The 13,860-nt window shown below is 33.7% G+C and carries 17 protein-coding genes; 11 read left to right on the top strand and 6 right to left on the bottom strand.

Annotated features, from left to right (window positions below; all coding sequences use genetic code 11):
* Position 1: 1 nt before the first annotated feature.
* A complete protein-coding gene (locus G626_RS17775; RefSeq protein ID WP_022933448.1) occupies positions 2 to 1,291 on the bottom strand; it encodes a GGDEF domain-containing protein in 1,290 nt (429 codons plus the stop codon).
* A gap of 318 nt (positions 1,292 to 1,609) precedes the next feature.
* On the opposite strand from G626_RS17775, the gene G626_RS16885 reads away from it, so the two are divergent.
* Positions 1,610 to 2,791, top strand: coding sequence for a tyrosine-type recombinase/integrase (locus tag G626_RS16885; RefSeq protein WP_022933447.1), 1,182 nt, complete (start codon positions 1,610 to 1,612; stop codon positions 2,789 to 2,791).
* A 32-nt stretch (positions 2,792 to 2,823) separates the two neighbouring features.
* Positions 2,824 to 4,605 carry an RNA-binding domain-containing protein gene (locus tag G626_RS0114175; RefSeq protein WP_027727221.1) on the top strand — a complete coding sequence of 594 codons (1,782 nt, stop codon included), beginning with the start codon at positions 2,824 to 2,826 and terminating at the stop codon, positions 4,603 to 4,605.
* A gap of 223 nt (positions 4,606 to 4,828) precedes the next feature.
* On the opposite strand, the gene G626_RS0114170 is transcribed toward G626_RS0114175, so the two are convergent.
* From G626_RS0114170 to G626_RS18400, 3 genes are all read right to left on the bottom strand, one after another.
* Complete coding sequence (locus G626_RS0114170; RefSeq protein WP_022933445.1) at positions 4,829 to 5,485, bottom strand: hypothetical protein; 657 nt, start codon at positions 5,483 to 5,485, stop codon at positions 4,829 to 4,831.
* Positions 5,486 to 5,497: 12 nt separating this feature from the next.
* On the bottom strand, positions 5,498 to 6,232 hold the full coding sequence (locus tag G626_RS0114165) for a hypothetical protein (protein ID WP_022933444.1): 735 nt from the start codon (positions 6,230 to 6,232) through the stop codon (positions 5,498 to 5,500).
* Between the two features lie 494 nt (positions 6,233 to 6,726).
* The gene (locus G626_RS18400) at positions 6,727 to 7,098 is read right to left on the bottom strand and encodes a hypothetical protein (RefSeq protein ID WP_414503154.1); all 372 of its coding nucleotides are present in this window, start codon (positions 7,096 to 7,098) and stop codon (positions 6,727 to 6,729) included.
* 40 nt (positions 7,099 to 7,138) lie between these two features.
* Between G626_RS18400 and G626_RS0114160 the strand changes: the two genes are divergently transcribed.
* Entirely contained in the window at positions 7,139 to 7,519 is a 381-nt protein-coding gene (locus G626_RS0114160) for a hypothetical protein (protein WP_022933443.1), read from the top strand.
* A gap of 826 nt (positions 7,520 to 8,345) precedes the next feature.
* Here the strand turns inward: G626_RS0114160 and G626_RS0114155 are convergent.
* Positions 8,346 to 8,615: a hypothetical protein gene (locus G626_RS0114155; RefSeq protein WP_022933442.1), complete on the bottom strand. Its 270-nt coding sequence runs from the start codon at positions 8,613 to 8,615 to the stop codon at positions 8,346 to 8,348.
* Between the two features lie 303 nt (positions 8,616 to 8,918).
* Between G626_RS0114155 and G626_RS0114150 the strand changes: the two genes are divergently transcribed.
* Genes G626_RS0114150 through G626_RS0114120 form a run of 7 tightly spaced genes read left to right on the top strand, consistent with a single transcriptional unit; the run spans position 8,919 to position 12,592 of the window.
* Entirely contained in the window at positions 8,919 to 9,347 is a 429-nt protein-coding gene (locus G626_RS0114150; RefSeq protein WP_022933441.1) for a hypothetical protein, read from the top strand.
* A complete protein-coding gene (locus G626_RS0114145; protein ID WP_022933440.1) occupies positions 9,340 to 9,726 on the top strand; it encodes a hypothetical protein in 387 nt (128 codons plus the stop codon). The genes G626_RS0114150 and G626_RS0114145 overlap by 8 nt, the downstream gene beginning before the upstream one ends.
* Positions 9,727 to 9,764: 38 nt before the next feature.
* Positions 9,765 to 10,496, top strand: coding sequence for a hypothetical protein (locus G626_RS0114140; RefSeq protein WP_022933439.1), 732 nt, complete (start codon positions 9,765 to 9,767; stop codon positions 10,494 to 10,496).
* Positions 10,497 to 10,499: 3 nt separating this feature from the next.
* The gene (locus G626_RS0114135; protein WP_022933438.1) at positions 10,500 to 10,880 is read left to right on the top strand and encodes a hypothetical protein; all 381 of its coding nucleotides are present in this window, start codon (positions 10,500 to 10,502) and stop codon (positions 10,878 to 10,880) included.
* A 16-nt stretch (positions 10,881 to 10,896) separates the two neighbouring features.
* Positions 10,897 to 11,847, top strand: coding sequence for an SLOG family protein (locus G626_RS0114130; RefSeq protein WP_022933437.1), 951 nt, complete (start codon positions 10,897 to 10,899; stop codon positions 11,845 to 11,847).
* 17 nt (positions 11,848 to 11,864) lie between these two features.
* On the top strand, positions 11,865 to 12,272 hold the full coding sequence (locus G626_RS0114125; protein ID WP_022933436.1) for a hypothetical protein: 408 nt from the start codon (positions 11,865 to 11,867) through the stop codon (positions 12,270 to 12,272).
* Between the two features lie 5 nt (positions 12,273 to 12,277).
* Positions 12,278 to 12,592 carry a hypothetical protein gene (locus G626_RS0114120; protein WP_022933435.1) on the top strand — a complete coding sequence of 105 codons (315 nt, stop codon included), beginning with the start codon at positions 12,278 to 12,280 and terminating at the stop codon, positions 12,590 to 12,592.
* A 27-nt stretch (positions 12,593 to 12,619) separates the two neighbouring features.
* Here G626_RS0114120 and G626_RS0114115 read toward each other — a convergent pair whose 3' ends face one another.
* Entirely contained in the window at positions 12,620 to 13,453 is an 834-nt protein-coding gene (locus G626_RS0114115; RefSeq protein WP_022933434.1) for a hypothetical protein, read from the bottom strand.
* 147 nt (positions 13,454 to 13,600) lie between these two features.
* Between G626_RS0114115 and tnpA the strand changes: the two genes are divergently transcribed.
* Positions 13,601 to 13,860 (top strand): IS66 family insertion sequence element accessory protein TnpA (gene tnpA / locus G626_RS16880; protein ID WP_022933433.1); only part of this gene is annotated, 260 nt, incomplete at its 3' end.

Here is a 13,860-nt window from a genome sequence, read left to right as displayed (position 1 = left end):
ATTATCTTTGAATTATACGATTTCGACCGCTTGTCTTTGCCTCATACATTGCGCTGTCTACGCGGTCGAAAATAATCTGGGCAGTATCGTCTTTTGTCACCTGAGTAAGACCAATACTGCAGGTAATTTTAATGCCCTTTTCAAACTCAGCATCTTCTACAGCTTTTCGCAGCCCCTCTGCAATAGGCTTCAAGTGCTCAAGATCCATACCATAGCAGACACAGACAAATTCTTCTCCACCCCAGCGGCCAATTGCAAACTTATAAGGAGTAATAAAATCATTTACAACCTTTACAAAAGCCTTAAGAACAAAATCGCCGACAGAATGCCCAAATTCATCATTTACCTTTTTGAAAAAGTCGATATCCAGCATCATAAATGAAACAGGTTTTCCGTCGCTGTTAAAGCCTTCAATTGAATTACTGATTTCTGTTTCAATGCGGCCATGATTATAAATATCTGTAAGAGGATCTTTAGAAGCCAGTTCTTCATAACGCTTGAGGGTGTCAAAAAGCTTCATATGATTTTCATGAATGTTCTGAACCATGAATACAAAACGGAAATCTTCATCGTTTGTTGTAGCAGCCCGGCTGAAAATCAGCTTAACCCAGATAAACACACCTTCAAGGTTTTTCATCTGGCAGTCAAAGGAAGTGGCACGGCCCGGTTCAAGATTTTTCTTAAGCCAGTCCGGATCAGTACGTTCAAGGAAGAGCTTCTGATCATCCGGCCAGATCATATTTACAATCATCATTCGCCATTCTGTATATTTTACATCATAATTCTGCGGATTATCAGAAAGTTCAGTTACGTTAATGCTGTAAGAAATATCTTTAATCAAATCAACATACATAGAGAAAAGGAAGGTGTTCTGCATTGTGTCGAGCTTTCTCGCCGTCTGGAAATCACGCAGATATTCACTGTTATCAAGCTCATCAAGAATAAAAATATACTTTTTGCAGGATTCATCTATTGGATAAATTGAAATCTGAACCTGATGGATTTTTTCTTCAATACTGAGATTTATACGGTCAACATATTTACCCTTGAACTGCCCTATCATTGGAATAAAAACATGATAGTCATCTGTAATCTTTTTAGGATTATTATTCAAATGGAACCAAAGCTTTTCGACCAGACTTTTGTAGCTGCCTTCATCTTCAACAAGCTTTTCAAAAATACCCTGCTTTTTAATGGTATTGTAAGAATCTTTTTCGGCATCAACAATAATTATTGCATCAATTATTGAAAACAATAAGTCTGAAACATTTTCTTTTGTATAAATACTCATTTTAAGATTCCTTTCTCCCCGTATCTATCAATTATTACACTAGGTGAATAAGAATGCAATGTTTTTTTTACTTATTGAATTTTATGTGATTTTCTGATAAATTATAAAAACATTTCGGGCCATTAGCTCAGTGGTTAGAGCAGAGGACTCATAATCCTTTGGTCCTTGGTTCAAGTCTAGAGACCAATCAAGATTTAGCACTTCGGGATAGGTGCTAAATCTATATAATACAAGCATTTACTAATTAATCTGACCTTCAGGTTATTGAAAATGTTAAGCGAATATTAAGTGCTTAGCATAAAAAACTTGGAGGCCATTATGGATTCAAACTATCATCTCTTCAAAAAATCAATTCAATCAAAAGGTAAGACCGTACACAAGTGGTATTACTATTGGAATGACCCGTTTACAGGCGTGATGCGTCAGAAAGTCTGTAAAGGTTGCAAGACACAGGCTGAAGCATACGCTTTTGTTTCTGCTTTGCCACCATTATTTGCAGAGAAGAAAATCACAATTAAAGATATTACCAAGTATATGTTTGTTCCTGGAAGCGAGCACGTTGAAAGAAACAAGAAACTTGGTAAGAAATGGGATAAGGCAACCCTTAGAAATAAGCGTTTCTATCTTAATCTTATAGATCAGCAATTTGGTGATATGGAATTAAAAGATCTGACTATTCCTATGGTTACTGAGTTCCTGATTAATTACAATCGTTCTGGCAGCTGGAAGAATAACTTTATAACTGCCATCCGTGATATTTATGATGAAGCTCCATTTATGGGACTTCCGTACATTCCAAAGTTAGACTTTCCGTCTTTTATTCGTGATTCAAAAAAGAAAGATATCTTTACAACTGAAGAATTGAATATTTTATTTGATGAAAGCCTGTGGATAAATCTAAGTAACGATAAATACCGTAATCATCCGCAATTTGATGAAGGACATAGATCAATCTACCTTATGCTTTTATGTTGCGCAAATTTTGGACTCCGAATCAGCGAAGGCATTGGAATAAAAGCAAATCAATTTCTTTTTGACCAAAAGATGTTTGTTGTTGATGGCTTTTATAAAAATGATGAAAGAATAAGGACTAACTTCAATAAGAAAGGTTCTGAAGAAGACCGTAAGATTCGTGTAGTTCCAATTCCAGATAATATACATGACATAATGAAAAAGTATATTCAGGAAAATAATTCTGGACCTGATGATTATGTTTTTCTTCGTTATGGACACCCAATAAGAAGATGGCTTGCAGAAAAATGGTTTAAGCAAGCTCTGGAATTTTCAGGAATAAATGTTGGTACAAGAAGGCTTTCTCCACATTCATTACGTTATACATACATTACCCGTATGCGCCGTGATGTTGCCGGAGAAACAGTTCAGAAGATTGCAGGTCATACAAGTCTTGCCATGACGGACCATTATACAAGAGCAGCTATTCCAGAAATGGTTGAAGCGGTAAAGCCTGCCGCAGAGGCCGCTAACAGGTTGTTTGAGTAGAAAAAGAGGTGAAAATGAGCGATAATAGAAATATGAAGATATACACTGCTAAAGAATTATATGAAAGACTTACTCAGGCCGATGAATGTGTATGGATTGAAGCCAAAGGTGAAGATGATACTTCAGAATCCTTGATGGAATCCGTATGCTCATTCAGCAATGAGTCCGGACTTGGCGGAGGTTATATTCTTCTTGGAATTGGCGAAGATAAAAAATCTAAAGACGACCGATTCATAATTGAGGGAGTAAAGGATCCCGATAAAAAGCAACTTGATATTTCTACTCAATGTGCAAGTATGTTTAATATGGCTGTTCGCCCAAGAATTGATGTAGAACAGCTTGATGGAAAGAATATATTAAAGATTTTTGTTCCAGAACTTCCTTCTCAGCAAAAGCCATTATATTTTCAAAAGCATGGGCTTCCGCAAGGTGCTTGGCGTAGAATTGGTTCCAGCGACCAGCGTTGTACCGAAGATGATTTACGTTCTTTTTATTTGGATGATTCAAGTTTTGATTCTGGTGAAGTCAAAAGAACCTCTATAAAAGACGTTGATGAAAAAGCCCTGGACTATTACAGAATGCTTAGATCTCGTGTAAATCCAGAAGCTGCTGAATTAAAATATGACAACAAAGAACTCTTGGAATCTCTTGATTGTTTGACTGAAAACGGCACTTTAACTTATACAGGACTTTTGATGTTTGGCACAAAAGAAGCTCATAGAAAGTTCTGTCCTTTGGCACGCATTGATTATATCCGTGTTCATGGAAATGAATGGGTACAGAATCCTGATGAACGTTTTTCAACAATCGAATTTACAGGTTCTTATTTGCTGCAGCTGAATAGCATTTTAGATGCAGTTCGTTCAGAACTTCCTCTTAATTTCTCATTGAAAGAAGGACAGATTCAGGCAACTACTACTCCGGACCTTCCTGACCGAGTATTACGAGAAGCAATTGTAAACTCAATCATGCATCGTTCATACAGAATGAATCGCCCTACCCAGATTATCCGCTATAATAATCGAATTGAAATAATAAATGCAGGCTTTTCTTTGAAAGACCAGGAATTCATAGGTAATGCTGGAAGTTATACTCGAAATTACCATCTTGCAACGATTTTTCATGAGACAAACCTTGCAGAAACAAAGGGAACTGGAATTCGTACAATCCGTCGCCTGCTTTCTGAAAATAAAATGCCGCTTCCAACATTTGAGTCAAATAGACGGGATGATTCCTTTACAATCCGATTGCTTGTAAAACCGTTTTATAACGAAGATGATATAAAATGGCTTGGACTCTATGAACGGTATGATTTCAATAAGAATCAAAAAGAGGCTTTACTCTTTGCTCGTGAAGTCGGAGCTGTTGATACTCTGACATATTCTCAGATGAATCTTGTTTCTCTTACAGATGCTTTTGAAGAATTGGTAAAAATGGAACAAGCGGGAGTTTTAGTTCAGAAAGGTAGAACTGAAGAGGTTGCGTATTATATATTGGCTACAATATCCCCAGTTAATATCCCTAGCTCGAATGAAATATCCCCAGTTAATATCCCTAGCTCAGATACAATATCCCCAGCTTTGAGAAATAGGATTGAAAAATTAGGCAAAAGACCTGACAAAGAAGATGTAAGAAAGCTCATAATTGAATTATGTAAAGAGGCTCCTAGAACCAAAAAACAACTTGCAGAAATTTTTGATAGGGATGAGGAATATATTAAGAAATTCTACCTTTCAAAAATGGTAAATATCGATTTAGAGCTTACAATTCCTGAGAATCCTACGGATCCAAATCAAGCATATAAGACAAAGTAATGTTACCAAAACTGTATAATTTTGGTAACAAATAATTTGAAGAAATAGAATCATTCATATTATTAAAGTCAAACTTTAATGACACTTTCATTTTTATACAGTAGAATATTTAAGGAGTCAGATTTGTGAACAACCTCTGCAATATCCGCGTTGATAGAAGTAAGTTGCTTCAGCTGGATCCTTTAAATTGTATTAATGAAGCGGCAGCACCCACCTAATTGAACTATCTGTTTCTTCTATACCATTCCTCTTGTCGCCAATATTCTGCTTCTCTTCTTTGATAATCAGCTTCTTTTTTAGCTTTTGCAGCTCTAGCATTTGCCTCATCTGCTGCATTTCTAGCTGCATTTGCAGCTGCAATTAAAGAATTTTGATATGCAACTAATTCTCTATGCTGGCAATCTTGTTCATGAATTTGTAACGCTTCCTTAAAAGTATCCGCTCGTCCAGAATCAAAAACAGCGATTATTGTTTTTATAAAATCTGGGTTTAATTTATCTTCTGGCATAGCAGGTTTTTCTGTTCTATTAATTAAATCATTAAATAACTGTTGTTTTTCGTTAAAGACTTGTGTTAATAAATTGAAACTTTTTTCTTCTCTTCTGTAGGAACGAACACTAATAATAAGAAAAAATACTGAAATAAATATAACAATTGGAAAGTATATGTAATGATATTTAAATACAAAAACTATTGAAAGATAAATTGATGCAACAAGCATTTTGATTAGAAAATCTACTACATTTCCAAGTTTAGATGCGTTTTTCATTTGCTGTGTTTTTCTTTTTTCCGCCATAATATAATCATTATATTCAACGCTTTCATAAATAGTTGAATAATAATTTTTTAATTTTTGAGAATCTGTCATTTGATATTCCATTTCTAATTCTCCTTATTCATATTTTTCTATACGCTTTTGTCTTTTGTTACTTGCTGATTCACCTTTTGAAATAACAATAGGTTCCGTATATGTACCACTTTTTAAGTTATTAATAAGTTCTGCATCACGACTTTCCCATAGCGCTATTCTAAAAAAATTGTTTCCATCAAAAACAAAAAAATTATCTGTAATATTTTTTAGATTTGTATCTTTAGTATTTAAATCAACATAAAATTGTTCACCTGTTTTTATGTTTTCTGTTTCAAGAGATAATTTATATATTCCAGGTCTGATTTTTATTTGTCCTACTTCATTTTTCTGGATTTTTATGATACTTCTTTTACTTATATCAATTCCCCACCGTGAATCAACATATTTATCTATAAAAGAATCAGGTTTTTCTGTCATTTCAGAATAAAATAAACGGATAACTTCATTCGGACTTTCATTATATATATACACATTTCCATAAGATTTTTTTTCTGTATATTTAGTATCATACCAATCTTTAAGATTTAGATTTTCAGTTAATTTATCAATTGGATTAAAAGGTTTTGTAAGAATTAATATTGATATAGCAGGAAATAATATAAGGAAGACAATAACTTTTATTTTTTTCTTAAAAAAGTCTAATCCATCTTCCCATGCATTGAAAACTGAAATTAAATAAAAAATAAAAATAATTAATGGACCAAGTTGAAAACTGTGTTGTATTAAGCTTCTAATTACATAAACCAGTTCTATCACTATAGGAATAACTACAAATAGAAATGCCCCCACTTTTTATACCTCTAAAATTAGATTTATATATTATTATACTATAATCCATATTACCTGTCCAAATCATTCTTTTATAAATATAAAAGAAAAACCTTGAAAGGACACACAGAATAGGTGTACTATTCCTCCAAAAGAATGACCATTCAAGGAATCTTACAAAATAAGTCGGTGAAGTTCGACACATTTCCTCAACCGCCAGACAAGGACTGTCCGACCCCGCAGCAGGCATCTCTACATTAACCGACAATTGTGCAGGATACAACAAGTGCAATCTCTACGCACAATAAATTTATTATAAATCAATAATTATCTTCTGTCATTAAAGTATTAATTGAAAGATAAAAAAACAGATATTCAAGGACAATTTTAATGACAAAATCAATCGTTTATGATATAAAAAATTATGGAGCCCGTTCTAAGGACAACCTCTGCTATATCCGCGTTGATAGACCCAAGTTGATTCAACTGGCTCCTTTAAATTGTATTAGTGAAGTGGCAGCACCCACCTGTTCGCGGAGACGAGAGTGTTCAGGTTTGTAGCCGTATTGTGCGTTTACCGTCTTTATGGTTTCTGTCGCTTCTAAATTTAATTCTTTACTTTTAGAATCAATTATTCCATATCCTGTTACAATCCAATTTCTGTTATCTTCTTTCCAGTTTTTCTGCAGAATTACTCTGATTCTATTTTTATTAATGAATGCCCTTGTATTTGTTTCATCATAACTGTCAGTTTTTTCTGTTTCTACAATTCTTTTTATAAAAAGCAGGAGAGAGGCGATTTCTTCAGCTGATAAATTGTCAATCTCATTTCTGCGCTGAATTATATGTACAATACCATTACCATCTGGTTATATCATCTTCCGTTTTTGGAAGATGATACAGCTTTTGATTTTAAATTCTCTTGATACATTTAAAGCAGAACCCTCTGATGGAAGAAACTGGTATATTCATGGAAATGGATTAGAAATAACTTTAAGAAAAGATAAATACTCTAAATTTGTGGTAACAGGATATACAAATGATATTTTTATTGATAAACAAAACACAGAAGCAACAGAAACCATAAATGCGGTCATCGCCAAATATGGATATACGCAAGAGTTTCTCGATTTATACACTCTTGTGGGAGCTGAACTTGCTTCTGTATATCGAAATATAGCATTACAAATTCAATCTGTCAATGAATATTATAGTTGTATCACCTTCCGTTTTTGGCAGATGATACAGCCATGTAATCAATGCAAAACTCTCTAATGAGTTCTAAAAGGTTCTAGATTGATTTATTTAGTATAAATATTCAAGGATAACTTTAATGACAAAATCATTCTTTTATGATATATAAAATTATGGAGCCAGTTTTAAGGACAACCTCTGCTATATCCGCGTTGATAGACCCAAGTTGCTTCAGCTGACTCCTTTATTAAGTTTCTTTGTCAGTAGCCCTCCGCCCTAGGAATTGTACCTAGGATACGCGACTACCATTGAAGCTTAATTGCCGTTTAATGTAGAGATGCCTGCTGCGGGGTCCGACAATCCTTGTCTGGCGGTTGAGGAAGTGTGGCGAACTTCAACGGTATTTTTCAACTCCTGTTTTCTAACAGGAGTTATTTTTTCAAATCTACTTGGAATTCGGTCAAGATTTTCATATTGACGAAGAGATTGCTTTAATAATAAAATAAATTGCTGGCTCCAGTGATGTTTATGCTATATGCATATTCTATGACTGGAACGAAGCCTGCGGTTGGATTGACCATCAACTGCTCATTTCGAGTATGCTGCTCAATCAGATGCCCGACTTCTGGATTCAAATAATTCAGTTGTTCGGGTATTTTTTTTAAGTAAAAAAATTAAAATATCGAGCGAAATAAAATTATCATAATACTCTTGAGTATTTAAGGAATCTAATATAAGCTTTGAATTAAGAGATTGCGAACGAGTTAGCGTGTCAATATTAGATGTGCTGAGGTTTCCAATCTCTTTTTCTTTATTTTTTTACTGTAATATAAAAGTTGTTCTTATGTATCAACTTTTGTTCCCGGCAGATAATACAGCCTAATATATCTCAGTTCGTTTTTTGAAATTATTTTCTTGGATAAACAACATCCGGCCATTCTTCTTCATTGATTTGAATCTCAGCCTGTCTTTCCATTTCTTTTGTTACCTTGGGAAATTTTTCATCCTGCGGACGTTTCATAACTATACTTGTTGTATAACCAGCACATTCTCTATCTATAGCTATTTCCCAGCCTTCTTTTCCAAGGTCGGTAAGTCTTTTACCTAATTCTGTATCAGAAATACGTCCACTTTTTGGTTGTAAATCTATAATAGTGTATTCCCATTTCTGTGCCATAGTTTAATCTCCTTTAATGTTTACGTTACAATCATTATAATACAATAAAATATAAAAGCCTAATTTTTTATAAAAAAATTTGACTTTATACTACCAACGCGGTATATTTAAATCAGTCCATAGGACAGATTCCGTTCAGGTTTCGCATTTCCGTTCTGGAATGCTTTTTTTTCAATCTACATTTTTAATTATTTTTCGTAAGGTGGTATTTTTATGCCATTTTGCATTTTGTTTGGTTATTGCAATAAGGCAAGCAGTCTTGCTTTACAAATAACCAAATGTATTTTTTTGGAGGATTGATGTATGCAGCATGGACGGAAAACAAGTATTTATGTATCTGATGATTTCTTAAGAAAGATCGGAGTTGTTGAAAACGGGAAGAAAAAAATATCAAAGGCTATTTCTCTCGTTTTGGAAAGATATTCATTTCTTGTACGTACAGAACAGAATCATATCTTAATAAGCAGACTTTTTTCAGAAAAAGAATGGGAACTTATGAGGGCTGTGTGTTCCGGTGTTGAGTGGGAACCTGCTGAAATTATCTGTGACGGAGTTCTGCGCCGTGTAAAGAAAGCACTTGATATTGAATTCGAAGTTATGAAGGTGGACCGAAAGGCCCTTACTGAAAAGCTTGAAAAACTTAATCTAAATCAGCAGTTTGCTCTAGTTGAAGAAATCGAATTATTCTGGGAAAAGATTTATGCAGAAACAGAGGGGGCAAAAAATGCGTAAGGTTTTTATTTCGTTCATTATTTTTATTATTTCAATTGTCTTAATTTCCTGCAGCAATGTTACTGATGATAAGATAAAGATTACTGTTGAAAATAAAATCACTGAAGCTGGATACATAGACAAAGTTTACTGTAGAACTTCTGACAAACTTATTGGCGGCTGGAAACTTGTTTGGGATGAATCTGATGATGACTATCATCCCAAATATTCAAGCTTCTACCTTGATGAAGAAGGAAGCTACCAGTTCCGTGTTACGATGCGTTTTTTCGGACTTGTGCCTGTAAATTATTACAGTGAAATCTTTTCATCGTTTGACTGTTATTACGGCCAATCTTACCGATTTTATTTTGACGGATACTCACTAAATTATGAGCAGTGATTTTAATTAATAACAAATAATTACTGAAGGAGTAAAACATGAGAGAAGATATAAATGTAAGCACAATAGATGATAGTTCAACAAATAATCAGTATAAGCCATATTCTTTACGACACTGGTATTTAGGGGAATATGATTGGAGAGGAGAAAAAGTTGAATTGATTTACGGCACATTTTATAACCGCCCTGGATTTTTTGATGGCGAGAATGGCCACACATCTATAGTTCAATCAATTAAGATTAATAAAGCAGAAAAAGAATATGAAATCCAAACAAAGAATAACTTATATCACTGCTCCTTTGATTCATTGCTTTTTGAACGCCAAGACAAATCTCCTTATTCTCTTCCTGAATATGAGGATATAAAAGCTGAATATTATAAACCTGTGGATATCAAAAATCTTTCAAAAGATGACATGCTGCTTGTTGTTTCAGATTATTGTGATTACTACTTTGAAAGACTGATTTATCAGAATGATGATGGTTCTGAGGGAGAGTATAATGGTTCTCCGCATATTGGTATGTTCACTGATACTTACTTAATAAGTAATCCTCATTATGAATACGACGATACAGAAGAACACTTAGATATTCGTTATTATGTTTTTAATGGTGCTTTTGAATTTTATTCTCTAAAGATTGGGGATAAAAAAAATCTTTGGATTGAAAATCGTGGAGAAAAAAAAATTCAAATTTCCGGATGTGGGAGTATAATAGACCTGAAGCCAGGAGAACGTATTCTGGCATGGAAAAAAAGAAATCAAGAATAGATAATGGATATGAAAACTAAAGATACTATTACAATCAAAATGGAACCTGATATTCTAAATCTTTTCTGGGATGAAGAAGGTTTTGCTATCGGAAATACAGAATTTATATCGGTTAATGAGCACTATGAAGTAAACCTGAACATCAATGGCTTACAAGAATGGTTATGGGAATATGAAAATCAATGCTTAATTCCATGTGAAGCCGGAGAAATATCTTTGGAAAATTTGAATAAAACTTTTGATTGGAAATCTTTCCATGAACGAGGCCTTGCATTTGCGGCTCAAGTTAAGAAACTTCTTCCGCTATATACTGAATTGATTTACTGTAGTCCGTTCGAAGACAGCTCTGGAATTATTGATGACGATGGAATTGTGATTAAATAATTGGAGGTTATCAAAGGTGAAATTATTTATTTGTGGAAGCCGTACAATAACTGATAAAGAATGGATTTATTCAAAGATTGAAGAATGTATTGCTGAAAATCATTTTACCGATATAACTCTTTTCAATGATTGTTTATCAGGTGTTGATGCAATTGCCAGAGAATGGGCAGAATCTCACAATCTATGTATAAAAGACTTTCCACTTCCTGTTCCTGATTCTCCACACAGTTTGTTTTATAAAAGAGATGACCGTATGGTTCAAGAATGTGATTTTATGCTGAATGTATGGGATGGAATATCTTCAGAAAGTTTTAACGATATTATAACTGCTGAGAAAAATCAAAAACCATATAAGCTTTGTTTGTATACTGAGAATCAAGCTTATACTGATGCTGTTAATTCTACGCTGCAGAAACATAAGAAGCTTCTATTCTCTCCTTTGAATGCACGCGCCATAAAAAACAAATTCCAGAGTATAGTAAATCAAACTTTAGCAAAGCAAATCATAGAAAAAACATCTTCAGGAACTAATATAGAACCATGGTGGGAAGAAGGTCATAACCCGGGTTCATATTTCTGGGTATTTCCTGTACGACAAACTCAAGATAAGACTCCTGATAATTGGGGTGGTTGCAAATGTTATATTGAAGATCAAATCTCAATAGAGGAAGGAGTTGTAGAAGATTATTTATATAATCAGTTTCTTAAGCCATATTTTGACAATACTATTGAATACTCTTGTCGTGTAAGGACATACGATAAAGAAGAAATCTCATTTGACTGGTATGATTATAATCTTTACACCTATGATGCTGTAAGAAAAATAGCAGCTGAAATGAAATTATATTCTCAGCAAAAAACATTATCGAAAAATGAATCGGAGTTTTATAGTTCACTAGCTGACCGCCTTCTTTTAATGATGAAACGTAATCCTGATTGGGATTTTATTACTTTTGAGGGGCCATAGAATTAGGAGGGATATAAATGGATAATCAAAATACAGAAAATATAATCACTGTTGAACAGCAGGAATGGAAATGGTGTTTAGTTGGAAACATTGTTCAAGACCGTGAATACGGAGAGGATCATGAGATAAAACATGGAACAAAGCATTTTTCACCAGGAACAAAAGTTTATTGTGCACCTTGTCATTGGGGAGATGGTTATGAGCAGATTGTTATCATTGGTAAACATCGGGGAAGTTCGAAATATATCGAAATAATTATGCCAAGGAAATACATCGAACACTTTCGCTGTCAGAAAGTGTTCAAACCTGTAGTTCTGAAATTAATGAATAATTCTCGATGGGGCTTTTGGAATAATACAGATTCAACAAAAGAATGGATTACTAAATTGGCAGATGGATTAAATAAAATTGGAAAGGAGTCATAATAAATATGGGAACAAGAAGTATTCTTATAAACTATAATGCTACTGGCGAAAAGTTTACGGATGAAAAAGGAAAGCCTCTTGATGGAACTCAAATAGGAGAAGACAGAGAAACTATTCTACGTTTTCGAGATGGCTATCTTGATGGCGATGTTTTTGATGTAAATGGAAAACTTATTACAGTAAAGCCCGCAGTTGAAAAACAAGGCCATCTTGAGTACTGGCGAAAAAACAAGCTACATAGAGATAATAATCTTCCGGCCATAATCTCAGCAGGGGGATCTCATAATGAATATTGGGAGAATGGTGTACAGTTAGGATAGTAATCACCTGCCCAAAGTGTCTAATAATCAGTTGGTCGTATTTTCGAACAATTCATTCTCTTTAATTGGGGTAAGACAATTTAATTCACAAAATCCTTCTATGTATTCTACTGTTGCAAACAACTGAAGCTGTGTTAATTCAGAAATCTTTTTTCCCAACTTGTCACGATCCAATCTGCTCTGTTGTATTTCTATTTCTTCAGCTTCCTTGAGTATAAGCAGTAGTTTGTGCTTAATATCTTTTTCTTCATTCCAATTGATCGCATTACATGAAATTGAAATAAACTCTAGTTCGTCTTTAGTAAAAATTGTGCTTATGTTTTTAATTTCATTTCTTATTAATGAATAATATCTCTGTTTAACAACACTATCTTTAACTGGAGATTTCATAGGATTCAATTTTTCAAAATCGGAAGATGTTTCAATGACAACTTTAAACATTTGTTCCAAAAATGAATGATTATAAAAATTTTTACTTGCTCTATATTCATTCATGACTGTTTTGAATTTTTCTATTCCATGACTTCTTTCTGCAGCTTCATATTTAGGATCACTCATATCTGGCATATATTTAAATGATTCATACATATAGCGCATGAAAAGTTTTGCTAAGGAATCTGTTGTATAGAATATCTTTTTTTGCCAGGAATCAATAATATGAAGTTGAGCACTAATAGCTGTTACATCAGAATTATCCAATGCCTTGCCATCTTTAGTAACTAAGTCCTTTATATATTGTGTTTCTGTAAAGCCTTTCTTCTTTGCGTTTTTCTTTAACAAGGTGAGAAATTTAAGATCATACTTGAGATTAAGCTGACCCATTTTTTTTGTTTTTGAAGTCTTTCTTTTTTTCTCTTCCATTACTGCTCCAGAATATTTATACTCTGTTAAAAATTTTACTTCAAAAAATTTGAAATATCAATAACATAGCTTTTTTGTATCCGTCAAATCTAACCTCGTAAACAAAAGCAACATATAGCATTACACTTCATAAAGAGGTGTAAAAAAATGCAACAATCAAGAACAAAAGAAGAGAAACAGGAATTAGTAGAACTTTACAAACAGAGCGGCATGTCGGTAAGAGCTTTCGCGGAAGAGTTCAACTTGAACCTTGCAACATTCAGAAACTGGCTGTATAAGAAGCAGCCGGAAACAAAGCCAGCGGACGATAATTTGAATTTCGTTGAAGTAAAAGCAACTCAGGAAATAAAATTCAACGGACGTCAGGAAATCCGAATCCAGAAAAACGGGATTGAAATAAGTATTCC

Origin of the sequence: Treponema bryantii NK4A124 (assembly GCF_000421345.1) — a bacterium.
In the GTDB taxonomy this organism is placed as follows: domain Bacteria; phylum Spirochaetota; class Spirochaetia; order Treponematales; family Treponemataceae; genus Treponema_D; species Treponema_D bryantii_B.
Note: the sequence above shows the minus strand (reverse complement) of the source record. Positions and strands in the feature narration are given on the sequence as shown.

What these genes read in the sequence shown, in the direction of transcription:
- G626_RS0114115 (WP_022933434.1), bottom strand. Translation starts at nt 13,453, where the DNA reads ATGGAAGAGAAAAAAAGAAAGACTTCAAAAACAAAAAAAATGGGTCAG.
- G626_RS0114135 (WP_022933438.1), top strand. Translation starts at nt 10,500, where the DNA reads ATGGATATGAAAACTAAAGATACTATTACAATCAAAATGGAACCTGAT.
- G626_RS0114120 (WP_022933435.1), top strand. Translation starts at nt 12,278, where the DNA reads ATGGGAACAAGAAGTATTCTTATAAACTATAATGCTACTGGCGAAAAG.
- G626_RS0114145 (WP_022933440.1), top strand. Translation starts at nt 9,340, where the DNA reads ATGCGTAAGGTTTTTATTTCGTTCATTATTTTTATTATTTCAATTGTC.
- G626_RS0114125 (WP_022933436.1), top strand. Translation starts at nt 11,865, where the DNA reads ATGGATAATCAAAATACAGAAAATATAATCACTGTTGAACAGCAGGAA.
- G626_RS0114140 (WP_022933439.1), top strand. Translation starts at nt 9,765, where the DNA reads ATGAGAGAAGATATAAATGTAAGCACAATAGATGATAGTTCAACAAAT.
- G626_RS0114170 (WP_022933445.1), bottom strand. Translation starts at nt 5,485, where the DNA reads ATGGAATATCAAATGACAGATTCTCAAAAATTAAAAAATTATTATTCA.
- G626_RS0114160 (WP_022933443.1), top strand. Translation starts at nt 7,139, where the DNA reads ATGATACAGCTTTTGATTTTAAATTCTCTTGATACATTTAAAGCAGAA.
- G626_RS0114175 (WP_027727221.1), top strand. Translation starts at nt 2,824, where the DNA reads ATGAAGATATACACTGCTAAAGAATTATATGAAAGACTTACTCAGGCC.
- G626_RS0114150 (WP_022933441.1), top strand. Translation starts at nt 8,919, where the DNA reads ATGCAGCATGGACGGAAAACAAGTATTTATGTATCTGATGATTTCTTA.
- G626_RS16885 (WP_022933447.1), top strand. Translation starts at nt 1,610, where the DNA reads ATGGATTCAAACTATCATCTCTTCAAAAAATCAATTCAATCAAAAGGT.
- G626_RS0114155 (WP_022933442.1), bottom strand. Translation starts at nt 8,615, where the DNA reads ATGGCACAGAAATGGGAATACACTATTATAGATTTACAACCAAAAAGT.
- G626_RS17775 (WP_022933448.1), bottom strand. Translation starts at nt 1,291, where the DNA reads ATGAGTATTTATACAAAAGAAAATGTTTCAGACTTATTGTTTTCAATA.